A 20,381-nucleotide genomic window follows, 5' to 3' on the forward strand; every position below is an offset into this window, starting at 1 on the left:
GTATGCGCCAGTTCGTCGTCATCGGCCACGACGTGCCGACCGATCCGGACGCGATCTCGCTGTCGGACATCCCCGGCGCGGGCCGGCTCGACCTCCTCTGTCGGTGCGTCGCCGGCGGCGTCTTCCTCTCGCACGGGATCCGCGAGGACGTTCGGGTCCACCTCGTCGTCGCCGACGAGTTCACGGTCACCTTCGACGCCGATAGCCTCCGACACCTCCACCCTGACGAGCGCAACGTCGCCGCCCGGATTCGGGACGCGCTCGACGCGCGGGACGACGCCATCGGCCACATGCCCGCCGACGTCTCGCCCGGCGTCGAGCTCCGCCGGATGGGACTGGAGGCGACCCTGAACCGGCTGCTCGACGGCGGCGCGGGTACGGCCACCGATCCGACCCTCGTCCAGCTCCACGAGGACGGTGACCCTCTCGTCGAGGCCGCGCCGCCGACCGACCCCGTGTTCGTGCTCTCCGACCACAACGACTTCGCCCCGGCCGAGCGCGACCTGCTCGCCGACCGCGTTGACCGCCGCGTGCGGGTCGGCCCGAAGCGGCTCCACGCCGACCACACAATATCCGTCGTCCACAACTGGCTCGACACCGATGGGTACGAATCCTACTGACGACCGGCGCACGACGACCGCGCCCGCGACCGACGACCGGTTCGCGGTCCCGCTCCGCGGCGTCGCCGTCGACGCCGAGACGCGCTGTGCCCACTGGGACAGCGCCGTCGACGTGGTCGCGCTCCGGTTCGGCTGCTGTGCGGCGTACTACCCGTGCGACGCGTGCCACGAGGCCGCGACCGACCACGAGGCCGAGCCGTGGCCCCGCGACCGGTTCGACGAGCCGGCGGTGTTGTGCGGGGCCTGCGGCGCGACGCTCACCGCCCGCGAGTACCTCGACGGCGACGGAGAGGCGCAACGCGCCTCTAGCAGCGAGGGACAGAGTCCCTCGGGCAACCGGGCTTCGCCCGGTGACAGTCGGGCGAAGCCCGACGACAGCGAGGCGCAACGCGCCTCTGGCAGCCGGACGCAGTCCAGCGACGACGCCTGCCCCCGGTGTGACGCCGCGTTCAACCCCGGCTGCCGGGCGCATCGCGATCGGTACTTCGAGTCGTGAGGCGGTCAATCGGTGGGCGGCCGCGCTCGCCGCGGCCCCCGATCGCCCCCCGTTTTCGGAAAGGTTAAAAGAACGAATGGCCTTCTGTCGAGTGCGGGCCGGTGGGGTAGCTTGGTATCCTTCGGCCTTCGGGTGGCCGTAACCACGATTCAAATTCGTGCCGGCCCACTTCTCCCGCATTCGTTCAGGATTCGTGGGACGGGAGTCCGTCCTTTATAAATCCTGTTTAGAACCTGACTGTTGATTCCAATTGCGGCGCAAGTGCGTCCCCACGCCGTCATGGGCTTCTATGAATACGTAGGGGCTGTGGCTTCTTCAGTCCTTCCCTCATTTGGGGATGGGTCTGTAGGTATTGAGGCTTTAGCGTACATTTTTCAACCGATTCGTGTGCCAGAGTTCTGCGCGTGAGGCGAGAGAACGCCGTGAGTACGCAGTAGGTGCGGTCAAGGTGTGAGTCACGTAGATTGTGACACCATCTGTAGAAGGCTCTCTAACGCTTTGAGCGGCTTCGAGAACAGGGCTGTGTCGCCGCTATGCTAACATAGGATTCTCTCGGAGCCGCCTTGCGGTTCTGACCGGCGTCTACTCGTCAGTCGTAGTGTCGATACCGAGTGTCTTGTTCAGCCCACAGAAGCACGTCGTCGCGTTGAATCCGAACCCGAGCGCCCCAACGAGAGCCAGCAAGCCAGTCTTTCGCTTCCCCTTTCGGAACGTACTGATTGCGACAACAGACAGAACAGCGGCGAGTAGTGTGCGGGCGAGACGGTCGCGGCCACCGACGTTTGTTTCTGCCATGTCAACGGGATAGGACGCCACTTGCTTGTGTCTTTTCTCGTGGAATATTACAACTCGGATTGAATGATAATGGCGGAATCCATCGTCGCCTACGTCACTGTCAGTGTTTGTGTTATTATGACTGAATTTGTTGGTGTGTGAACGACGCGTACCTCGATTTCTTCTCCCCTATCGATAGAACAGTCAGTACTTGGGATACGGAACGCTATTTCATCGCCAGTGGCGTATTCTGACCTGTGAATCGCATTCTTATCGGGCGTACGGTCGCTGTTGTAGGAACCTTCATCGAAAATGTCGTCACCTTCAATATTTGAGTCGCTAATTGAATTACCAGAGGTCGCTGGTAGACCGACCAGTCGGCTCTGCTTCCCGCAGGCTTCTGTCGCGTCAACAACTATTTCCATATTACGCACCTGTACTGTGTCGCCTGCGATGTGTCTTATTCGGACGATACCCCCATCATTACCATCTTGAGAAACAAGCTCACCACTTGACTGTCCGACGAGGGGTCCGGGCCGGGTTATGTCGTCAGCAAACCCAAGCCCATATACCGAAATTGTAGCGGCCAGTATGACCACTATTGCGACCATCAAGACTGTCGCAATGACTGACGAAACAGCCCGTGACGACGACGGAGCGCTCACTCTACACAATGTAGTAGTATACTAACTCTAATGTGTTTGTATCGACAGCGAAAGCTGGACTCGTCATCAATAAGCAAGGCTGGTCAGCTATTCATTCCTTATTCTGGCATGAACGAGTGTATTAAATCCCCTACCCTGACTTTCGGAGATAGTAGCACCGACAGCGAGCCGATTGTCGACGACGGCGACACGGACCACAAGCAAGACCCACGCTTGCAGATTCTTTCCTCTAACCGTCCCCGTGCTTCATTACCTGTCACTCAAAACTCGGAATCATTCAATGTCGGGAGAGACAGTTGCGGGGGTCGACTGGGCGGGCGGAAAGTGGCTCGCGATCGTACTGAAAGACGGTGCTCGAGAAGAGTATCTGCGTGAGGAACATCTCTCGTCGATCTGGGAATCGGACTGGGACTTCGATCGGATTCTGATCGATGTGCCGATCGGCTTACCTCACGACGAGGAGACGCTCGACAAGCGCGAAATCCTCGACTCGGCTGCGCGATCGGTAACGGGACGACCCGGGTCTGTCTTTCCCGCCCCTTCAAGGGGCGCGTGTGAAGCGGCGAAAGACGGTGATGACTACGAGACGGTCGCGGAACAGAATCAGGACGATATCGGCAAAGGACTCAGTAAACAGTCCTACAACATCGCCGCCGCGATCGGCGAAGTCGACGCGTTCCTCAGAGAGAACGGGGCAGCAAGCGAGGTCGTGATCGAGTCGCATCCAGAGGTCTGTTTCCGCGGGTTGCTCGGGGAGCAGCTCACGCACTCGAAGAAGACCGCTCAAGGGATCGGTGAGCGGCTCAAAGCGCTCGACGGCCATCTCGACAACCCGAGTGTGGTATTCGGAGAGATCTGTCGTGACCTCGATCATGAGTCGGGTGAGATCGATGTCGACGACGTGATCGACGCCCTCGGTCTTGCCGTCGTCGCGGCATATCCGGAGGAGGATCTAAACTTTCTCCCGCACGACAAAGAGTATCGAGACGGAGCAAAAATTCCGATGCGAATGGCCTACTGGAGCGAAGATCGGCTCTCGTGACGGGTACAGGTCGTCGTTCAGTGAAGGGATCGGACGCTTAGGTGAGTGCCGACTGAGACAGATCTCAATCGATCTGCAGAATCGCGGCGAACCGCGCCGGAAATTTCGCGCTCGCGCGTGCGCCAGTCCCTACCCCGCGGGATGGAGGGTAGCATGTGTGGCGACGAGCGAGCGGTCAAGCGGTAGATGTGGGTTCTCGTGGCCCGGATGCCTACGTTCAGTAAGCGGAGAGGCGAGTTCGTGAGTAAACTTATGTTCTATGGGGTCATAGGTTATAGTACAGCAGGATGCCGGAGCACCACCCGATCGAGTTGAACCGCGCCGTCCCCGGTGGGCGCGTGGAGATATTCGCGATCCGTGACGAGGAGTATCCGGACGGGTGGTTCTACCGGTTTCAGTACTACCACCCCGAGACCGGCGAACTGCTCCGGTACGACGACGCGCACGACGACGGCGATCTCGGTTGGCATCACCGACACGCTCGATTCGGTGACGACACGGAGATCGCGGACCCGCGGCTCGCGTGACTCGGTTCCTGAACGAGATCGCGACGCTAGCGGACACGGAGACCACCAATGACTGAATCCGACCACGACGGCTGGCCCGACAAGTACAGCGACCCTCGCGACCGGCCGCATCCCGAGGTCCTTCGCATCACTGTCGAGTCGTTCGAAAAGGCGTTCGAGGACACGCTCACCGCGGTCGACGCGGTCGCCGACGGCGAACCACAGCCCGCGGTCGTGTCGTTCGCGACGGTCGGCGAGCTGCGGAAGATCCTCACCGACCGGCGGATCGAACTGCTCCAGACGCTGATGGACACTGACGGCGCCGCCGAGAGCATCAGCGCGCTCGCGGAGGCGCTCGATCGCGACTACAAGACGGTCCACGACGATGTCACGCTGCTGTCGGACTACGGGATCGTGTTCATTGTCGAGGACGACAACCGCTCGAAGCGTCCGTACCTCCCGTACGAACGCATCCGTCTCGATGTCGAACTCACCGCGAGCGATTCCGGTGAGGAGCCCGCAGCGGCGTGAGACAATCGCAGTTGAGCGGCCCAAACCACCGGCTGGGACAGGTGATATGTACCCTCCCCTACGCTCTCGTCGACGACGGCCAGAGCGGTGGCAGTCGTGTCACTATTTGGGTTCGTTACACCTGGCGCCCGGCACAGACTTCATGACACGGTCACCGAGAGTTGATCGAGAAACTCATGAGGAGTTCGACGACATGGTCACGCAGACTCCCTGCAGATTCTTACACCCGGCTGTCGACGACAGATCCATGTCGGATATTCGCTATTGCTACTACCCACGGACTCGCGCTCCACCTGACTTCGTCGAGGAAGTCGTGGCAGCGTTCCGTGCGAACGAGGGCGCGATCTCGACCGTCGAAGACGACAACGGGCTCAAAAGCGACGACGTACTCAACGTCGTTCGCGACGATCTAGATGCGATCGGCTTCGACGTTGAGGAAGGCAAAAAGGAGGAAGAGAAGATCCACCGCCCGGTGTTGTTCGGCGAAAACGGAGAGCCGGACCTCCAGTACGAGGTCGACGGGTATCACGAGGGGAAGCGATACGGGTTGGAGGTTGAGGCGTCGCGAGCCGTGTTGGGGAACGCGCTGTATCGCGACCTGATTCAGGCGGCGGTGATGGTCCAGGTGGACACGCTCGTCCTCGTGGTTCCGAACGTCTACCGGTACAACAACGGTGGCCGAACGACAGAGAGTAGAGCGTATGAGAAGAGTCGTGACGTGATCGACACGGTGTACGCCTCGGGCCGGGTCGAGCTCCCCTTCGAGACGCTACTGATCGGGTACTAATGAATATGACCAGCGAGAACGCGCTGACACGGTTGGCAGACGACATCGCGAACGTCATCCCGACTGTCGATCGGAATACCCAGGGACAGTACGGAGACGGGATCGGCTCGGAGGACGAGCCGCGGCAGGTGGAACTACTCGTCGACGAGCTACAGCGACACAGCTCGGCGTATGAAGACACGCGGTTGGAGGTCCCCTATCCGGATAGCGCCGAGAGTTGCGATCTCGTCCTCCCGGACGGGATCCCGGTCGAGTGCAAGCTGCTCCGATACTGGCGGGCAAACGGCGATCCGGAGGACTCGATGCCGATGCGAGTCTTCAGTCCGTTTCACGAGCACACGCTGCTGAGTGACGCACAAAAGCTGAGCGAGTCAGGATTCGGTCGTGACGGGGGACTACTCGGACTGTTCTACAAGCGGTCAGATGACGACCCGGAAACCGTCGCGAATCTTCCCGAACAGTATACGGCGGAGCGGTTGGCCGACAAGACGGCTCGCGATATCGGGTACTGGTTCGATATCGACGTCGACGTGTGTGGGGTTGCGGCGTTCGACGGCCTGCAGCATCCGGTGCAAGCGCAAGGAGCGGCGATTACGTGGGAGATTAGGTCGTAAGAGTGGTAACTGTAACGAGAGCAATCTAGTGCGCAAAAAACGGAACGGGACCACCATACTATTATAAGATAACTGGAGATTAGGCCGACAGATTACTGGATCGATAACTCATTCAACTCTAGTACGGATAAGAGTGCGGCGTACGATGCGTAAGTAAATGCTTTCATATTATATTCACACCCAACAGTTGACACAAGAACAACTTTGTAGATCTCTCCTTCTTTTGCACCAAAGCTCACTGAAAGTGGTTCTTCAGAAGAAAAATAGGTGCGGTTCTGATCCCTTGGAGAGCAGTCGCCGGTCACCGAATCCCAAATTGCTGAAGCATAATCAAGTGCAACACCAACAACAGGCCCTGCAAGTAATCCTGCTGGGCTAGGTAGATACCGAGATACTAGTTGTTTTATTAAAAATCTGAGTAAACTCTCGGTTCTGTTTTCCACATTACCTACGGCGTAGTCTGCGTGTGTCGCAGAATCTGTTGCGACATCCTGTTCTGGATTCTTGAGTACGATCAGGTTGGTTGCTGCGTGTGAGACTGCTTCTTCAGGGACAATATCTGGACAGTTGAATCTATATGACCAATTTCCTTCGATATCATATAATGCGGTAACATCGAACTGTCCGTCAGATGGAGCCTGCCAATACGTCTCTCGTAGCACACTGCTGCAGGCAGCAATCGGTTCTGGATCGCTGAGATCCTCCGATGGACGGATAGTCACATCCGTATCAAATGTCGTTGTTCTCCCCGACGAGTCAACTGATGACGTAAGATTACTAGCGTCGATAGAGGTGGTGTCGTCCGGTTCTCCACGAACTTTTTCTTTCATCGGCACGGTAGCGTGAGCTGATAAAGTCCCAGTTCCGCGAGCGACGGTGTCTGGTTCAAATTCTGGGCCAGAGACAAACGGGGGATCCGTGCCCAAACAACCAGAGGTAGCGCTTATTCCGGTTACTGCCAAGGCACCAGACGATCGTAAATAGGCCCGTCTACTCCGAGACTTTCCCTGACTATCCGTCGCCCTTTGCGAGTCGTTTGTGGGTAGTACCATCGATCAGCGTAGCGTAGCGGAAGGTTAAATAATTTGACTTGAAAGGAGTCTCTCGGAGCTACAGACCCGTGTCAGGCTTCAGCTACGTGATCGCCGACGACGTGGCCGACGATCTGGAGAACTACCTGCGGACGAAGGAGCGCGCCGAGGAGCTCAACGCCAAGATCGAGCAGACGGACCGGTTTATCGACGAGATCGTCTACGAACTGTGGAGGCTGACTGAGAGAAATCGAGATTGTCGAGGGGGCTGTGGGAGAATAGACTCTGAAAGGACTCGCTGTGGTGCAGTCGACCTGATGGCCTCAAAAGTAACGTTTCTATCCCTGTTTAGTTTCAACTGACTTGCCGACATCTTCAGCACTAAACGCACTCACGAAGTCGTAGCAGCGCCTACGTAGTTCCGACCGATCACGGTGTGGCGATCTATCCACTGACTGCTCGCGAGCGATATCACGGATAACCTGACGGAGAGAGCAATGGTTGCTGAACGTCGGCTGGTCACCCTCTGAAGCCGTGTACTTGATCCATGTCCACCCGTCAGAGGCGATCCCGACGAGAGGGCGATCTTCAGCTTGATCAAGGTAGCTGATCGACTCGGATTGTGCCTTCTCGATTCCGTTTGGAGCTTTGAGTTCACCGATCACTATTACGTCGACGTTGGTAATCGTGAAATCGGGCGTATCGTCTCCGAGTCCTTTGAATCCCTTCGGCTGTGGCCGATACTGGTAGCCGAGAGCGTCAGCAACGTCACGAATGAGATGCTCCTCGATGAACCGCTCTGGCCCCTGACGGATTACTTCACCTTCGAGTGGGACCGATTCGTAGAGGACTTCGTTGGCATGTTCTCTCGGGACACGTCGATCGAACTCCGTGGCAAATCGTTCGATCGACCGTATCACACGCTGAGCACGTGGATCGTTTTGTGGTCTATCAAAATCAGACTGGTCCATGAGCATCAAACAGTCAGTCGTCACTTCTAGCTTTGGAACGGCAGTTCAGGAAGCGCGCATCTCTGAGACATCTCTGTTGGAACTCTCGCCCGAAGCGGTCTCGGTGCTGTCGACGACGACGTCAGCCATACCCACAACTGCAACTTTGACAAGCTTCAAGTCCACCGCTGGCCGGGTGTAACACGAATGAAACTCTTCGCCTCGGCGTCGGACCGGCGGCGGGGGATCCTCGTGCTCATCGCGGTCGCAGTCGCGTTCGTCGCCCTCTACCTCTTCGTCCGCGAGTACGCGGGGTTCATCACGAACGCCGAATCCCTGCGCGTGTGGCTCCAGCAGTTCGGCGTCCTCGCCCCGCTCGTGTTCATCGCCATCCAGGCCCTCCAGGTCATCGTCGCACCGATTCCCGGTCAGGTCGTCGCGCTCGTCGCGGGCTTCCTCTTCGGCCCGTTTTGGGGCACCGTCTACAGCCTCACGGGCGTGCTGATCGGCAGCGCGATCGCCTTCTCGCTCGCGAAGCGGTACGGCCGGTCGTTCGTCGAGGACGTGCTCCACGAGGACGTGATCGCGCGGTTCGACGGGTTCGTCGACACGGTCGGAATACCGGGGCTGTTCGCGTTCGTGATCATCCCCGGGCTCCCCGACGACGCCATCTGCTTTTTAAGTGGCCTCACGAAGTGGTCGCTCCCGGCGTTCATCGCCGTAATCAGCGTCGGCCGACTGCCGGCGTACGTGTTCACGGTGTACGCCGGCGGCGAACTGGCGAGCGGGCAGTTCCTCTCGGCGATAGCGCTCATCGCGATCGTCGTCCTCGCGTCGGTCGTCGGCTACTACAAGCAGGAGACGGTCAGGGACCTCGTCGCGCGCGTCGAGCCGCGGCTTCCGTTCTGAGCGATCCGTTCGAGTCTCGGCGGGTCCGCGCTTATCCCCACGTCCAATGTCGATCGAGGACGAACCGGTAGAGCCCGCTGAGGAAGATGGCGACCGCGTTGGCGACGAGGTACATGATACTCGCCCACTCGACGAGCGCGTAGAGGACGCCGAGCTGGATGGGGATCGCCGTCCCGCGAACGAGGTTCGTCTTGAGCAGACCGCCGAGGTACTCGCTCGTACCCGTGTTCTGGCTCGCCTGGAACGTCCACGCGTTGTTGAGCACGTACGAGAGGACGATCGTGATCTCGATGGCGATGGTGGCGCCGATCAGGTAGTTCAGTCCAGCCGTATCGACGAACAGCCACAACAGGCCCATCTGAATCGCCGCGGTAGACGCGCCGACGACGACGAACCGACGCATCTGAACGGCGATAGGCCCGGACGTGAGATCCCTGAGAACGGCGCGGATCATCACTTGTAGCCGAGCGCTTCGAGGCGGGCTTCGAGGTCCTCGTCGACCTCGTCGTCGTCGCCCTCCTCACCTTCGGCGGCCGCCTCCGCGTCCGCCTGTCTGTCGCGGAGCTCCGCGACGTGCTCGGCGGCGATCGGCGCGAACCGCTCGACGATCGCGAGCGCCTCGTCGGACGGATTCTCGGAGAGGTCCTCCTGTTGGGTCGGATCCGCGGGCCGGTGGTACAGCTCCGTGTCCCCCGTGTCCGCGTTCTCGATGTACGTCCACTCGTCGTCGCGGACGCTCACGAGGAGGTCCCCGTCGGACAGCGACCGCGGGATCGGCTGTTCGGTCACCTCCTCTCCTCGAACCGTGACGGAGACGACGGGGTCCTGATCGGGCGACTCGTTGCCGCTCACCGTCGGCGCGAGCGACTCGCCGCGCCACTCCGGGGGCGACTCGACGTCGAGCAGGTCGGCGACGGTCGGCGGGATCGCGTCGAGCCCGACGTGTTCGGAGACGCGGCGGCCGCCGTCCTCGTCGGGGACGTTCACGATGAGCGGCACCCGAATCAGCTCGTCGTACAGCTTCGGGTAGTGCGCGAGGTGGCCGTGCTCCTGGAACTCCTCGCCGTGGTCGCCGGCGACGACGATCGCGGTCTCGTCGGCGATCCCGGCCGCTTCGAGTTTGTCAAGGAGCCGTCCGACGCTGGCGTCGACCTGTCGCACCGTCGCCTGATACAGGGTCCGGAGCTCGCGGAGAGTCCGCTCGCCGACCTCCCAGCCGAGGCTCGTGCGCGTGTGAGCGTGGAGCATCCGGTGGGTGCCGACCAGCCCGTCCGAGACCTCGCGGATGTACCGCGGCGCGGGGACGTACGGGGTGTGGGTGTCCATGTAGTGGACCCACAGGAAGAACGGCTCGTCGGTGTCGTCGACGAAGTCCGTGGCGGCGTCCTCGACGTCGAACATCCGCGAGGCGTCGAGGAAGGGTCGGTCGTCGCTCTCGCCCCGGAGCTTGGAGCCGAGCCGGCGGAAGGGCGACGTGACGAGCTGGATCCACGCCTCGACCGTCGGGTGCGCCGCGAGATACCGGCTGTACCGGCTCGACCCGACGCTCGTGACGAACGGCTCGAACTCGTCGAACCCCTCCGGATACCCCCAGTGAGAGGTGAGGAAGCCGTTCGCGGCGTTGAAGCCGCCGGTCGCGATGCCGGCCTCGGAGAGCACCGACGCGAGCGTCCGGGACCCCTCCACGCCGATGTCGCCGTTGCGGGCGAAGACGGGCTCGGAGGCGAGGATCGAGGGGAACGAGAATGGCGTCCAGTTACCGGTGGCGAACGAGCGGTCGAAGACGGTCCCGCCGGCTGCCAGCTCGGAAAGCACCGGCGAGTGTCGGTCGTCGTCGTAGGGGCCGATCGCGTCCGCCCGGAGCGAGTCGATCGTGACGAGGAGAACGTTGGAGATATCTCCGTCCCCCGCCGAGGGCGAGTCGGTCGAATCCGATCCGGTCGAATCCGACACCGCTGAAGTCGATACCGCTGTGTCCGAGGCCGACGTGTCCGATACCATATTATGCGTGAGTGGGGTCTAACGCCGCCGAACCGCGGCTCGGCCCGATCGGCCGCCTCGGCTTCCGCTCCCGGAGGGAACGGAGCGCTGGCGTCCGCCGAGTCGAGGGGCCGGCGAAGGCCCACCGGCTCGTCGGGCCGAACGTCAGAGTCACTAGTATACCCGACAGCGGTCTGCCAGCGGCTTGAGGATTTCGATCGCGGAGGCGACGGCGGGGAGAACGACGGATCTTCCAACGAACGTAGCTATTTGGCGCTCGGGACCCGAGAACGACGTATGAGAGACGCGTCGAGCGAGGGGAGCCGCGAGGGAGGACCGGCCGGCGACCGACGCCTCGGGGTCGAGGCGCTCGACGAGCCCGTGCCGCCGGACGAGATCCCCGATGAGGTGCCGGGCGAATCGCGGGCGATCGACGTCGGGGACGTTCGGCTCCACGTCGTCGAGGCCGGGCCCGAGGACGGGAAGCTCCTGGTCTTACTCCACGGGTTCCCGGAGTTCTGGTACGGCTGGCACGAGGCGATCGCGCCGCTCGCCAACGCGGGCTACCGCGTCGTCGTCCCCGACCAGCGCGGCTACAACCTCTCGGAGAAGCCGCCGGCCGTGAGCGACTACCGGATCGACGCGCTGGCGCGCGACGCCGTCGGCCTGATCGACGCCTACGACCGCGAGACCGCCGCCGTCGCCGGCCACGACTGGGGCGCCGCGGTGGGGTGGTGGCTCGCGCTTCACCACGCCGACCGCGTCTCGGAGTTCGTCGCGGTCAACGTGCCGCACCCGACCGTCTTCGAGCGCGCCCTCCGGAACTCGTGGGACCAGCGGCTCAAGAGCTGGTACGTGCTCGCGTTCCAGCTCCCGAAGCTCCCCGAGGCGGTCGCCAGTGCCGGGAACTGGCGGCTCGCCGTGCGAGGGCTCCGGGAGTCGAGCGATCCGGGGACGTTCAACGACGAGGACTTCAGGCGCTACCGCCGCGTGTGGAACCGCGAGGGGGCGTTCGAGGCGATGGTGAACTGGTACCGAGCGATCGTCCGCGACCGTCCGACGTCGACGAGGAAGACGGTCGAGGTCCCGACGCTCGTAATTTGGGGCGCGAAAGATCGGTTCCTCTCGAGACGACTGGCCGGCGAGAGCGTCGACCGCTGTACCGACGGTCGGCTTCTCACCCTCGACACGGCAACGCACTGGGTCGTCCACGAGGAGCCGCACCGCGTCGCCGAGGCGATCGCCGACCACGCCGACCCGCTCCCGCCGGGCGCGCGGGAGTAGTCCGCCAAACGGTTTTTAAATAGTCCGCCAAACGCCTTTTATATCGACGCCGGCGACGACACGGTATGACGCTCGATCGATACGCCGACGCCGTCGACGGGCTCGAACCCGACGCCGGAGCGGTAGAAACCGCGGAACTGGTCGTCACCGACGACGTGCTCGTCAAGGCGTTCGCGCTCGGGCCGGGCGCGACCCTTGACGCGCACGAGCACGGCGACGCCACCAACGTCTTCCACGTCCTCGAAGGCGATCCGACCGTCGTTCGCGGAGGCGAGGAGGAGTCGCTTTCGGCGCCCGCGGTCGTCCTGAACGAGCGCGGGACCGTCCACGGCGCCCGGAACGACACCGACGAGCGCGCCGTCATCACCGCAAGCCTCTGCCCGCTCCCCTGATGGACGGCGAGATCGATCCCGACGAGCTGGCGGGCCTGCTCGGTGACAGTGGGGGGACCGACACCGCCGACGCCGATGACGCCGATGACGCCGACGACGCCAACGACGCCAACGACGCCGACGACGCCCTCCGCATCGTCGACATCCGCGACCGGCGCGCCTTCGACCGCGGGCACATTCCCGGCAGCGAGTGTGTTCCCTTCCCGGAGCTGACGACCCGCGTCGCGGAGCTGGAAGGCGCCGAGAGAATTGTCACCGTCTGCCCCCACGGGGTGGCCAGCCGGCAGGCGGCCCAGTTGATCGGGAGCTACGCGGGAACGCAGGACGCGCGCGTGGAGAGCCTCCGCGGCGGTATCGAGGCGTGGGAGCGCGACGCCGGCGAGTTGGTCCCGACGGCGACCGACGGATCCGACGGAACCGACGGAACCGACGGCGAGACGGGCCCGACCGCGGGCGCCAACGAGGGACCGGACGCACCCTTTTAAATTCTCTTTCCCGCCCGGCTATTCTCCCCGCCGACCGCGACGCGCGAGCGACGTGCCGGCGACGACGATCGAGACGAGCGCGACCGCCGGGCCGAACCCGGGCGCGCCGTCGACCGAGATCAGACCGGCGCCCTCGACAGTCACCGTCGTCGACGCCTCGTCGACCGGGCCGACGACGCTCACCGTCACGTTCCCGGAGCCGACGCCGAGCGATCCCCCGTCGTCGTCGACGGTTATCTCCCGGCCGACCGTCGCCTCCTCGCCGGCGTCCAGTCGCACCGGCGCGGTCGCGACCGTCTCGCCGTCGACCCGAAACTCGATCTCTCCGCCCGCGGGCACGCTCGCGTCGTTGCCGACGGTCGCGTTCGCGACGACCGACTCGCCGGCGGCGACGCGGTCGGAGGCCGTCGAGACGCCGCGAACGCTCGGCCGCGCGGGCTCGGAGACGGCGACCGTGAGGCGCTCGCTACCGATCTGGACTTCGTACTCACCCGGGTCGTTGAACGAATGCTCGAAGTGCTCGACCGTCTCGGCGCCGGCGTCGAGCGTCCCCGACCGATTCTCGACCGGCTCGCCGTCGACCGAGAGCGACAGGTCGTAGCTCCCGGCCGCGCCGCCCGTGTTGGACGCGACGACCGCCGCTTCGAGCGACTCGCCGGCCACTAACTCGACGGGATCGCGGGCGACGGTCCGGTTCCGGTACTCGCCGGCCGCCCTGATCCCGTCGTCCGCGAGTTCGTACCCCACCTGCGCAGGGGTCTCGCCGAACGCGGCCGTGTGGGCGTCTCGGCCCCACGTCTCGGCGGTCCCCCGCGTCGTCGTCAGGCGCTCGGCGTCGGCGCGGACCTCGGCCGCGGTCGCGTCGTCAGCGCCCTCGGCGGCCGCCGCCTCGACCGCGTTGAGAACGTCCTCGTTGGTGATCGGCCTGTCGGCCTCGTTCAGCTCGCGGAGGACCGTCGCCAGCGACGCGGCGCCGTCGGTCTCGACGCGGAGCCGGCGGTCGATCTCGCCGGCGACGAGCGCGCCCTTCGTGTAGTCGGCGTTCCCCTCCCACGTCGTCGGGTCGGAGAGCACCGCCGATGCGTCGGGGTCGCGCTCGCCGCGCGCTAACGTGGCCTCGAACTCGTCGAAGTCGGCGGCGCCGCGTTCGAGCGCGAAGAGCGCGGCGTAGTGGGTCGCGCTCGCCTCCGTGATCCACCGCCCGCTCGCCTCGGTGCGGTACGCCTGCCGGGTGTGCACGTACTCGTGCGTCCAGACGTCCGCGGCCGTGCCCGCAGGCTCCCGGTCTCGGACCCACAGGTCCGCGTCGCCGGTCTGGAGCCCGCGAACCGCCCACGACACCTCGCCCGTGGGGGCGGCGAACGCGACCACCTCCTCGTCGCGGGCGCCGACCTGCAGCGCGGTCGACGCGTGCGCGAAGACCCCGAACACCTCGTCGGGCGACGCGACCGGGTCCGCGGCGTCGGGGACGATCAGCCGGTAGCGCTGGCCCGCGGCCTCCCGGACGTACTCCTCGTGCGGTCCGAGAAACGCCATCGTCTGCGAGGCGACCCCCTCGCCCGCGACGACCGTCTCGCGCTCGCTTCGGACCTGTCCCTCGTACTGTCCGGTGTACGACCACACGGCGCCGACGCGGGGGGTTCTGACGAGCGCCCACTCACCGGCGTCGACGAACCGGTGAGTGCCGTCGACCGCGAGGGGACCCTCCCCCTCGACCGTGTCGTTCGCGTCGACGGCATAGGTGAGCGACGGATCCGCGGTCTCGCCGTCCCACTCCCAGACCGACTCGTCGGGTCCGGAGTCGTCGGCCGGAACGAACCCGTCGGCCTCAATGTCGGTGTCGGTGCCGGCGTCGACGCTACGCAGCGTCACTTCGAGCTCCGTGACCCGGTCGGGGATCTCCGCCCGCGTCGTGACGCCGACCGTTCCGCGCTCGTCGGTCTGGACCATCTCGTTTCGGAGTCGGATCACGTCGGCGTCGTCGCCGGCGGTCTGTGCCGCCGGAGCCGCGTCGGTGCTCCCCGAGAACGACTCGGCGGTGGGGTTCGTCTCGCCGCCGGCTCCGGGAGCGCCCCAGGCCGCCGTCAGCGCGACGAGCAGGAGCGCGACGAGCGACAGCGCGAGGACGGCAGCTCGAATGCGGGTAGACGACTCGGACCGATGCATGCGTATCGTACCGCACGCGCCGAACATAGGGCTGTTCGTGGACGCGTTGACACGACTCGACTCGGGTCGACTCGACTCGGGTCGGCGTCACGTCGGGATCCCGACGCGACGCCAGACGCTTCGAGAATTAGGGGGGAGGGAGCGCGTGACGAGTCCCTCCATGCGGCGAGTGTCGGAGCGAAGGGTTAGTTATAGACTCCCTGAATGTCATCATTCCCGACGAGTCTCCCCATTCACGATCCGAGCTTCAGAGCGCGCGGAGCCGCGTCGTCCAGAAGTCGCGGAAGGCGTCGTTGAGCGCCTCCCGCGGCTTCCCGGTCGCGTCAGAGACGTCGGTGACGTCAGCGTGGTCGCGGACCTCGCCGAGCACGCTGCGCTCGCCGACGACGACCGTCCGGTCGATCGGGGAGTCCATAGCGGAGTCGCGGTCGTCCAACCCCGCGAGCGCCGCAGTCGCCTTCTTCAGGTGGTCGTCGATCTGCCCCTCGCGTCGACGCTCGAACCGGCCCTGCGAGAAGCCGCCCTTCGAGTGGGCCTCCTTCACGTCCGAGGTGAACCCTTCGAACTCGACCCGTTCGTCGCCGTCGTAGACGCCGAGGGCGAAGGTGTCGGACCGGACGAGCGCGAAGGCGACCCGCCCGGTCGGCCGGAACCACGAGTCGTCGAGCCGGAACTCGTCGTCCCACCGGTCGAACGGCGCCGGCTCTATCGGGGGCGTCAGCGCCGCGCTCACGGCGCCGGTGTCGTCGGCGATCACCACCGCGGGGGCGGCCCGCCGGACGAGCCGGGTTCGATCGCCGAACCACTCCGCGACGCTCGACGGCACCGCGTCCTCGTCCGGGACGAAGGCGGTGAGGAGCCCCTCGGGGTCGTCGCTTTCGACCGCCCGAAAGCGCCCGAGCACGTCGGCCAGGCGCGGACCGCGGAGGTCGCTGACGCGGCGGAACTCGACGGATTCCTCCGCGTCTTCGGTGCGATCGAGGCGCTCTTCCAGCGACTCGATCCGGTGTTCGAGCTCGTTGACGCGCTCCTCGGCGCGCTGGCGGTCCGCGACCGCGTCTGACCGGCGCTCCTCCTCGGCCTCGGCGCGGCGTTCGAGGTGGCGTTTCTCCTCCTCCAGCTCCTCGATCCGCTCCTTCAGCTCGGCGCGCCCGAGCAGCCTGTCGATCATACCCGAACGGCGACCCCCCGCCACCTAAAAGGTGCGTCTGTAGCCGCCGGCTAACGAATTCGCTTATAAATGACGGGCGGTGGCGCGCGCCTGCGAGCGCCCGGAGGGCGCGAGTCAGCACGCGCGAGGGAGTCGCTGGCGGCTGTGGCCGCCAGCGACGAGGCTGGGGAGGCGTGAGGTGCGGTCCCGTGAGCGACCGGAGGGAGCGAGCAGGAGCACGGGAGTCGCAGCCCGCACAGCGAACGAAGTGAGCGAGCAGGAACGTCTTCCGGTGGTGCTGTGCGGGGCGGGTGGGACTCAAAGGGGCAGTCGCGCTCGGCGAACCCCAGCGACGCAAGGACCGCAAGGAGTGAGCGAAGCGAACGACTGAGGACCGCAGCGAGCTGTGGGAGTCGAGCGCGACTGGGGCTTTGGAGGTGTTCTCCGCCGATTCACCGTCAACTATTTATAAACAACCGATCACGGCGGCGAAATCACAGAAAACGGGAACGGCCACGTAGTACTAGGCGTTCGCGTGCGGCTCCCACCCTTCCCAGCGCAACAGCGTCTCGGCGCGGTCCGCGTCCGCTAGCAACACGTTCCGCCGATCGGGGAGGGTGTCGTCCGCGATCTCCTGCGGGATCGCGAGCGTCCCGCTCGGCACGTCCTCGTCGCCGGCGACCGGGATGTGGCCGCCGCCGACCTTCATCACGAGGGGGGCGTCGAGTCGCTCGACGCCCTCGCCGTCGGCGTACAGCTGCTCGTTGACGTGCTCGTGGTCGACCCGCTGGATGACGGCCCGCTCGCCGTCGTGGGGTTCCACGTACAGTTCCCCCAGGTAGTACCCGCTTGAGAATCGCTCGAACATTCTATGCATGGTAATCTCTGGCACGGCCATACATAAGTGTTACCCGGAGCCAGAACGAGCAGTATCTATCGTTTATCACAATCGATCGATCGCAATGATCCTCGGTAACACTCGAAGTAGCGGAAGTTACGTCGCGTAAAGTGAGCGTTTATGGTATCAGTCTCCTCGTGGCGGTGATGGCAGATACCAACGAAACCGACGACGCCGCCCCGCCGCTTTTCGGGCGACTCCTCTTCGCCGGCGGACTCGCGGTGCTCGCACTGCGAAACCTCACGGGCCTCGATGGGCGGATCGCCTACGCGGACGCGAAGGGCGTACCGGCCGCCGACGCGCTCGTTCCCGCATCGAGCGGCCTCCTGCTCGGCGGGAGTCTCGGTATCGGGCTCTGGAAACTCCCGAAGCTCTCCGCGGGGAGCGTCGCGGCATTCTTCGTCGGCGTCACGCCGCTCATGCACAACTTCTGGGACGTCGACCCGGAGTCACGCGACGAGGAAATCACCTCGTTCCTGCAGAATCTGACGCTGCTCGGCGCCGCGCTCGCGTTTTTCAAACGGGCTCGCACCAGTAACGACAGCTGAACGAAACGGACCGGCGGTGACGGCGGGGCCTCGTCCGAGCCGACCGCCGTCCAGTCGCCCGGTTATTGTTCGTCGGAGCGCCGCGCGACCTCGTGACGGCCGAAGCCGTACCGGAGCCGGTTCGCGAGCCGCCGCGAGAAGCGCCCCTCGTTCCGGGAGTCGAACCGCTCCGCGAGCGCTTGATAGATGAGCGGGACGGGAACCTCCTGTTCGAGCGCCTCCTGCACCGTCCACGTGCCCGTCGAACCGCCCGCGACGTGGTCCGCCACGTCCCCTAAGTCCGACCCCTCCTCGCGGAACGCCTCCTCGCACAGTTCGAGGAGCCACGATCGGATCACGGCGCCGTTGTTCCACGTGCGCGCGACGGTCTCCATGTCGAGGTCGTACCGGCCCTCGGTGAGCAACTCGAACCCCTCGCCGTACGCCTGCATCAGCGCGTACTCCACGCCGTTGTGGACCATCTTCACGTAGTGGCCGGACCCCGACTCGCCCATCCGGTCGTGGCCGTCCGGCCCGGTCGCCACCGCGTCGAACACCGGTACCATCGCCTCGTAGGCCCACTCCGGGCCGCCGACCATCAGCGAGAAGCCCTCCTCGGCGCTGGCGGGACCGCCCGACGTGCCGCAGTCGAGGTACGCGGCGTCCGTCTCCTCGGCGCGCCGAACCGACGCCTGAAACTGCGAGTTCCCGCCGTCGACGACCACGTCGTCGGCGTCGAGGTGGGGTTCCAAGTCCGCGAGCGTGGCGTCGACCGCGTCGCCCGCGGGGACCATGAGCCAGATGCGCTTTTCGGCACCCAGTCGGTCGCACAGGTCCTCGACCGAGTCCGCGGCCGTCGCGCCCGCCTCCGCCGCGGTCGCCGTCGCCTCCGCCGAGAGGTCGAACGCGACCACGTCGTGGCCCGCGTCGAGCGAGCGATTCACCACGATCTGCCCCATCCGCCCGAGTCCGATGACGCCGAGTTCCATGCGCGAGGGGTGGCGACCGGCCGCCGTAGTGGTTCCGGTTCGGGGCTCATTTCGGTGACCCTCCCCGCGTCGCTCGGCGCTCTGACGCTCGGCCGAGAACGCCCCAACGGTTTCGCTCGCGGCGTGCGTGCGACATCCATGACACACGTTAGCGAGAGTGACCTCGACTGGACCGACACCGACCGCGGAGAGGTTCGATTCCGCCGGAACGATGACCGAGCCGGACGTGACGGTGTATCCCGACTCGGAGGCGTTCGGCGTGTTCGTCGGGTCGCCACCGGGCGGTCGCGAAGAGCGATCGCTGTCCGGGTACTACGAGATCGACGACGCCGTCGACTACTGGGAGCTGTAGCCGTCGGAGGCGACCCACCGGCCCCCGAGTTCCTCGGAGTCCGTCGGCGGCGCCGAACATCATCGGGGACTGCGCCCCGTTTTAAACCCGAAACGAATGAAGGAGTAAGGCGAGGGGCCGTCGGGTTCTGCCCCCACATATGACCCAACTGTCGCTGCGGCTCGACTTCCCGAGCGGCTCTTGGCTCGGCGACGTCTCCCGGGCCCACCCGGACGCGACGCTCCGCGCGACCGAGACGGTCGCCGCCGCGGAGGGTTCGGTGACCGCGCTCGGCGTCGCCGGCACCGACCGCGCGGCAACGGTGGAGACGCTGCGCGAGCACGACCGGGTTGACGAGGTCGACGTCGTCGACGAGGCCGGACCGGCGACGAGAACCCGACTCGTCGCGTCCGCGCCGCCGCCGCACGTCGCGGCCGCGCGGGAGGTCGGCCTCCCGATCGAGGAGCCGATCACGGTGACGGACGGGCGCGCGACCGTCGACGTCGTCGGCGAGCGCTCCCGTCTCACCGCATTCAGCCGACGGCTCACGGGCGAGGGGGTCACCGTGGGGATCGAGGGGAGCGACGCCGGCAGGGAGCCCGTCCTCACCGACGCCCAGCGAGGCCTCGTTCTCGCCGCCGTCGCGACCGGCTACTACGACACCCCCAGAGAATGCACGCTCACGGAGCTCGCCGAGTCGCGCGACCTCGCGAAGTCGACGTGCAGCGAGACGCTCCACCGCGCGGAGGGACGGGTGTTACGGCGGTTCGTGGACGGCGAGTTCGCCGTCGCGGACCGCGGGGAGAGGAAACGCGGCGAGAGCGTCCGCGACGACGAATCCGATCCGGAACGCGAGCCCGATCGAACGGAATCGACCGGGTTGACCGCCTCGGAACCGTGACGACATTCGTTGTTTAAAAGATTTTTCTGATGATCACGAATTTTCAGCAATTAGATATTCCAGAATGAAATCTGTCAGTTGTAGAAAATTGAACAGAGTAACCCAGTAGGTGAGAATCCCACCGCACTCTGAATATTTTTGGAGCCCATGGGGTAATCAAGGCGTTACTCATACAACTCATCGCCCGCTGATAAACGGCCCTCCTCCGTTTTCATCGACACGCGCAATACTGACGGCGATGCGAAGACCCGCGGCTTCAGCCGTGACAGAAGGCCGACAACCTGCGGATCATTCAAGAGTCAACTATTTATTTACGATTTGATTAGGAAATAGTAGTTGGATAGCGGCTTGCT

At 64.6% G+C, this 20,381-nt stretch carries 25 protein-coding genes, 1 tRNA gene and 1 pseudogene; 17 read left to right on the plus strand and 10 right to left on the minus strand.

Features of this window, described 5'->3' with window-relative positions; genetic code table 11:
• Nucleotides 1-2: 2 nt before the first annotated feature.
• From trmY to ACP96_RS05975, 3 genes are all read left to right on the plus strand, one after another.
• Nucleotides 3-620, plus strand: a complete 618-nt coding sequence (gene trmY, locus ACP96_RS05965; protein ID WP_050024742.1) for a tRNA (pseudouridine(54)-N(1))-methyltransferase TrmY — start codon at nt 3-5, stop codon at nt 618-620.
• On the plus strand, nt 601-1,116 hold the full coding sequence (locus tag ACP96_RS05970) for a CHY zinc finger protein (RefSeq protein WP_050032618.1): 516 nt from the start codon (nt 601-603) through the stop codon (nt 1,114-1,116). Before trmY ends, ACP96_RS05970 begins: the two co-directional genes overlap by 20 nt.
• A 95-nt stretch (nt 1,117-1,211) precedes the next feature.
• A tRNA-Pro gene (locus ACP96_RS05975) sits at nt 1,212-1,284 on the plus strand.
• A gap of 414 nt (nt 1,285-1,698) precedes the next feature.
• Here the strand turns inward: ACP96_RS05975 and ACP96_RS05980 are convergent.
• Nucleotides 1,699-1,911: a YgaP family membrane protein gene (locus ACP96_RS05980; protein ID WP_050024763.1), complete on the minus strand. Its 213-nt coding sequence runs from the start codon at nt 1,909-1,911 to the stop codon at nt 1,699-1,701.
• Nucleotides 1,912-2,000: 89 nt separating this feature from the next.
• Entirely contained in the window at nt 2,001-2,555 is a 555-nt protein-coding gene (locus tag ACP96_RS17565; RefSeq protein ID WP_082222473.1) for a type IV pilin, read from the minus strand.
• A 172-nt stretch (nt 2,556-2,727) separates the two neighbouring features.
• On the opposite strand from ACP96_RS17565, the gene ACP96_RS05985 reads away from it, so the two are divergent.
• The 5 genes from ACP96_RS05985 (at nt 2,728) to ACP96_RS06005 (ending at nt 6,035) form a co-directional block, all read left to right on the plus strand.
• On the plus strand, nt 2,728-3,597 hold the full coding sequence (locus tag ACP96_RS05985) for a DUF429 domain-containing protein (protein WP_237561619.1): 870 nt from the start codon (nt 2,728-2,730) through the stop codon (nt 3,595-3,597).
• 287 nt (nt 3,598-3,884) lie between these two features.
• Entirely contained in the window at nt 3,885-4,124 is a 240-nt protein-coding gene (locus ACP96_RS05990) for a toxin-antitoxin system TumE family protein (RefSeq protein WP_200895684.1), read from the plus strand.
• A 48-nt stretch (nt 4,125-4,172) separates the two neighbouring features.
• Nucleotides 4,173-4,634, plus strand: a complete 462-nt coding sequence (locus tag ACP96_RS05995) for an HVO_A0114 family putative DNA-binding protein (RefSeq protein WP_050032619.1) — start codon at nt 4,173-4,175, stop codon at nt 4,632-4,634.
• Between the two features lie 313 nt (nt 4,635-4,947).
• The gene (locus tag ACP96_RS06000; protein WP_237561620.1) at nt 4,948-5,421 is read left to right on the plus strand and encodes a hypothetical protein; all 474 of its coding nucleotides are present in this window, start codon (nt 4,948-4,950) and stop codon (nt 5,419-5,421) included.
• A gap of 5 nt (nt 5,422-5,426) precedes the next feature.
• Nucleotides 5,427-6,035, plus strand: a complete 609-nt coding sequence (locus tag ACP96_RS06005; protein WP_050032643.1) for a hypothetical protein — start codon at nt 5,427-5,429, stop codon at nt 6,033-6,035.
• Nucleotides 6,036-6,127: 92 nt separating this feature from the next.
• Here ACP96_RS06005 and ACP96_RS18510 read toward each other — a convergent pair whose 3' ends face one another.
• Nucleotides 6,128-6,865, minus strand: a complete 738-nt coding sequence (locus ACP96_RS18510) for a hypothetical protein (RefSeq protein ID WP_154020407.1) — start codon at nt 6,863-6,865, stop codon at nt 6,128-6,130.
• Between the two features lie 290 nt (nt 6,866-7,155).
• Between ACP96_RS18510 and ACP96_RS19480 the strand changes: the two genes are divergently transcribed.
• A complete protein-coding gene (locus ACP96_RS19480; protein ID WP_237561621.1) occupies nt 7,156-7,428 on the plus strand; it encodes a hypothetical protein in 273 nt (90 codons plus the stop codon).
• Here the strand turns inward: ACP96_RS19480 and ACP96_RS18515 are convergent.
• On the minus strand, nt 7,405-8,037 hold the full coding sequence (locus tag ACP96_RS18515; RefSeq protein ID WP_154020408.1) for a hypothetical protein: 633 nt from the start codon (nt 8,035-8,037) through the stop codon (nt 7,405-7,407). The genes ACP96_RS19480 and ACP96_RS18515 overlap by 24 nt on opposite strands.
• On the opposite strand from ACP96_RS18515, the gene ACP96_RS18520 reads away from it, so the two are divergent.
• The gene (locus ACP96_RS18520) at nt 8,036-8,218 is read left to right on the plus strand and encodes a hypothetical protein (protein ID WP_154020409.1); all 183 of its coding nucleotides are present in this window, start codon (nt 8,036-8,038) and stop codon (nt 8,216-8,218) included. The two genes, ACP96_RS18515 and ACP96_RS18520, sit on opposite strands and share 2 nt — an antisense overlap.
• A 5-nt stretch (nt 8,219-8,223) precedes the next feature.
• Nucleotides 8,224-8,925 (plus strand): TVP38/TMEM64 family protein, encoded by a 702-nt coding sequence (locus ACP96_RS06020; protein ID WP_050032622.1) that lies wholly within the window; start codon nt 8,224-8,226, stop codon nt 8,923-8,925.
• A 31-nt stretch (nt 8,926-8,956) separates the two neighbouring features.
• On the opposite strand, the gene ACP96_RS06025 is transcribed toward ACP96_RS06020, so the two are convergent.
• Nucleotides 8,957-9,379, minus strand: a complete 423-nt coding sequence (locus ACP96_RS06025; RefSeq protein WP_050024749.1) for a GtrA family protein — start codon at nt 9,377-9,379, stop codon at nt 8,957-8,959.
• Nucleotides 9,379-10,926 carry a sulfatase gene (locus tag ACP96_RS06030; protein WP_050032624.1) on the minus strand — a complete coding sequence of 516 codons (1,548 nt, stop codon included), beginning with the start codon at nt 10,924-10,926 and terminating at the stop codon, nt 9,379-9,381. Before ACP96_RS06030 ends, ACP96_RS06025 begins: the two co-directional genes overlap by 1 nt.
• Before the next feature lie 276 nt (nt 10,927-11,202).
• Between ACP96_RS06030 and ACP96_RS06035 the strand changes: the two genes are divergently transcribed.
• The 3 genes from ACP96_RS06035 to ACP96_RS06045 all read left to right on the plus strand — a co-directional run bounded on the left by ACP96_RS06035 (nt 11,203) and on the right by ACP96_RS06045 (nt 13,066).
• The gene (locus tag ACP96_RS06035; RefSeq protein ID WP_050032625.1) at nt 11,203-12,189 is read left to right on the plus strand and encodes an alpha/beta fold hydrolase; all 987 of its coding nucleotides are present in this window, start codon (nt 11,203-11,205) and stop codon (nt 12,187-12,189) included.
• Nucleotides 12,190-12,254: 65 nt separating this feature from the next.
• Complete coding sequence (locus ACP96_RS06040; protein WP_050032626.1) at nt 12,255-12,581, plus strand: cupin domain-containing protein; 327 nt, start codon at nt 12,255-12,257, stop codon at nt 12,579-12,581.
• Nucleotides 12,581-13,066: a rhodanese-like domain-containing protein gene (locus tag ACP96_RS06045; protein WP_050032627.1), complete on the plus strand. Its 486-nt coding sequence runs from the start codon at nt 12,581-12,583 to the stop codon at nt 13,064-13,066. Before ACP96_RS06040 ends, ACP96_RS06045 begins: the two co-directional genes overlap by 1 nt.
• Before the next feature lie 18 nt (nt 13,067-13,084).
• On the opposite strand, the gene ACP96_RS06050 is transcribed toward ACP96_RS06045, so the two are convergent.
• From ACP96_RS06050 to ACP96_RS06060, 3 genes are all read right to left on the minus strand, one after another.
• Nucleotides 13,085-15,232 carry a COG1470 family protein gene (locus ACP96_RS06050; protein WP_050032628.1) on the minus strand — a complete coding sequence of 716 codons (2,148 nt, stop codon included), beginning with the start codon at nt 15,230-15,232 and terminating at the stop codon, nt 13,085-13,087.
• Between the two features lie 247 nt (nt 15,233-15,479).
• Nucleotides 15,480-16,403 carry a Vms1/Ankzf1 family peptidyl-tRNA hydrolase gene (locus ACP96_RS06055; protein ID WP_050032629.1) on the minus strand — a complete coding sequence of 308 codons (924 nt, stop codon included), beginning with the start codon at nt 16,401-16,403 and terminating at the stop codon, nt 15,480-15,482.
• 502 nt (nt 16,404-16,905) lie between these two features.
• A complete protein-coding gene (locus tag ACP96_RS06060) occupies nt 16,906-17,250 on the minus strand; it encodes a DUF5802 family protein (RefSeq protein WP_050032630.1) in 345 nt (114 codons plus the stop codon).
• Nucleotides 17,251-17,426: 176 nt separating this feature from the next.
• Between ACP96_RS06060 and ACP96_RS06065 the strand changes: the two genes are divergently transcribed.
• Complete coding sequence (locus tag ACP96_RS06065; protein WP_050024768.1) at nt 17,427-17,828, plus strand: hypothetical protein; 402 nt, start codon at nt 17,427-17,429, stop codon at nt 17,826-17,828.
• Between the two features lie 62 nt (nt 17,829-17,890).
• Here ACP96_RS06065 and gnd read toward each other — a convergent pair whose 3' ends face one another.
• Nucleotides 17,891-18,796 carry a phosphogluconate dehydrogenase (NAD(+)-dependent, decarboxylating) gene (gene gnd / locus ACP96_RS06070; RefSeq protein ID WP_050024755.1) on the minus strand — a complete coding sequence of 302 codons (906 nt, stop codon included), beginning with the start codon at nt 18,794-18,796 and terminating at the stop codon, nt 17,891-17,893.
• 208 nt (nt 18,797-19,004) lie between these two features.
• Between gnd and ACP96_RS17570 the strand changes: the two are divergent.
• Both ACP96_RS17570 and ACP96_RS06075 read left to right on the plus strand, forming a co-directional pair.
• A pseudogene (locus ACP96_RS17570) lies at nt 19,005-19,148 on the plus strand (cupin domain-containing protein); the annotation flags it as partial.
• 139 nt (nt 19,149-19,287) lie between these two features.
• Nucleotides 19,288-20,028 (plus strand): helix-turn-helix domain-containing protein, encoded by a 741-nt coding sequence (locus ACP96_RS06075; protein WP_050032631.1) that lies wholly within the window; start codon nt 19,288-19,290, stop codon nt 20,026-20,028.
• Nucleotides 20,029-20,381 lie beyond the last annotated feature (353 nt).

This window comes from Halorubrum halophilum (assembly GCF_000739595.1).
GTDB classification, from domain to species: Archaea; Halobacteriota; Halobacteria; order Halobacteriales; family Haloferacaceae; genus Halorubrum; species Halorubrum halophilum.

What these genes read in the sequence shown, in the direction of transcription:
- trmY (WP_050024742.1), top strand. Translation starts at nt 3, where the DNA reads ATGCGCCAGTTCGTCGTCATCGGCCACGACGTGCCGACCGATCCGGAC.
- ACP96_RS05970 (WP_050032618.1), top strand. Translation starts at nt 601, where the DNA reads ATGGGTACGAATCCTACTGACGACCGGCGCACGACGACCGCGCCCGCG.
- ACP96_RS05980 (WP_050024763.1), bottom strand. Translation starts at nt 1,911, where the DNA reads ATGGCAGAAACAAACGTCGGTGGCCGCGACCGTCTCGCCCGCACACTA.
- ACP96_RS05990 (WP_200895684.1), top strand. Translation starts at nt 3,885, where the DNA reads ATGCCGGAGCACCACCCGATCGAGTTGAACCGCGCCGTCCCCGGTGGG.
- ACP96_RS05995 (WP_050032619.1), top strand. Translation starts at nt 4,173, where the DNA reads ATGACTGAATCCGACCACGACGGCTGGCCCGACAAGTACAGCGACCCT.
- ACP96_RS06005 (WP_050032643.1), top strand. Translation starts at nt 5,427, where the DNA reads ATGACCAGCGAGAACGCGCTGACACGGTTGGCAGACGACATCGCGAAC.
- ACP96_RS18510 (WP_154020407.1), bottom strand. Translation starts at nt 6,865, where the DNA reads ATGAAAGAAAAAGTTCGTGGAGAACCGGACGACACCACCTCTATCGAC.
- ACP96_RS18520 (WP_154020409.1), top strand. Translation starts at nt 8,036, where the DNA reads ATGAGCATCAAACAGTCAGTCGTCACTTCTAGCTTTGGAACGGCAGTT.
- ACP96_RS18515 (WP_154020408.1), bottom strand. Translation starts at nt 8,037, where the DNA reads ATGGACCAGTCTGATTTTGATAGACCACAAAACGATCCACGTGCTCAG.
- ACP96_RS06020 (WP_050032622.1), top strand. Translation starts at nt 8,224, where the DNA reads ATGAAACTCTTCGCCTCGGCGTCGGACCGGCGGCGGGGGATCCTCGTG.
- ACP96_RS06025 (WP_050024749.1), bottom strand. Translation starts at nt 9,379, where the DNA reads ATGATCCGCGCCGTTCTCAGGGATCTCACGTCCGGGCCTATCGCCGTT.
- ACP96_RS06030 (WP_050032624.1), bottom strand. Translation starts at nt 10,926, where the DNA reads ATGGTATCGGACACGTCGGCCTCGGACACAGCGGTATCGACTTCAGCG.
- ACP96_RS06035 (WP_050032625.1), top strand. Translation starts at nt 11,203, where the DNA reads ATGAGAGACGCGTCGAGCGAGGGGAGCCGCGAGGGAGGACCGGCCGGC.
- ACP96_RS06040 (WP_050032626.1), top strand. Translation starts at nt 12,255, where the DNA reads ATGACGCTCGATCGATACGCCGACGCCGTCGACGGGCTCGAACCCGAC.
- ACP96_RS06045 (WP_050032627.1), top strand. Translation starts at nt 12,581, where the DNA reads ATGGACGGCGAGATCGATCCCGACGAGCTGGCGGGCCTGCTCGGTGAC.
- ACP96_RS06050 (WP_050032628.1), bottom strand. Translation starts at nt 15,232, where the DNA reads ATGCATCGGTCCGAGTCGTCTACCCGCATTCGAGCTGCCGTCCTCGCG.
- ACP96_RS06055 (WP_050032629.1), bottom strand. Translation starts at nt 16,403, where the DNA reads ATGATCGACAGGCTGCTCGGGCGCGCCGAGCTGAAGGAGCGGATCGAG.
- ACP96_RS06060 (WP_050032630.1), bottom strand. Translation starts at nt 17,250, where the DNA reads ATGTTCGAGCGATTCTCAAGCGGGTACTACCTGGGGGAACTGTACGTG.
- ACP96_RS06065 (WP_050024768.1), top strand. Translation starts at nt 17,427, where the DNA reads ATGGCAGATACCAACGAAACCGACGACGCCGCCCCGCCGCTTTTCGGG.
- gnd (WP_050024755.1), bottom strand. Translation starts at nt 18,796, where the DNA reads ATGGAACTCGGCGTCATCGGACTCGGGCGGATGGGGCAGATCGTGGTG.
- ACP96_RS06075 (WP_050032631.1), top strand. Translation starts at nt 19,288, where the DNA reads ATGACCCAACTGTCGCTGCGGCTCGACTTCCCGAGCGGCTCTTGGCTC.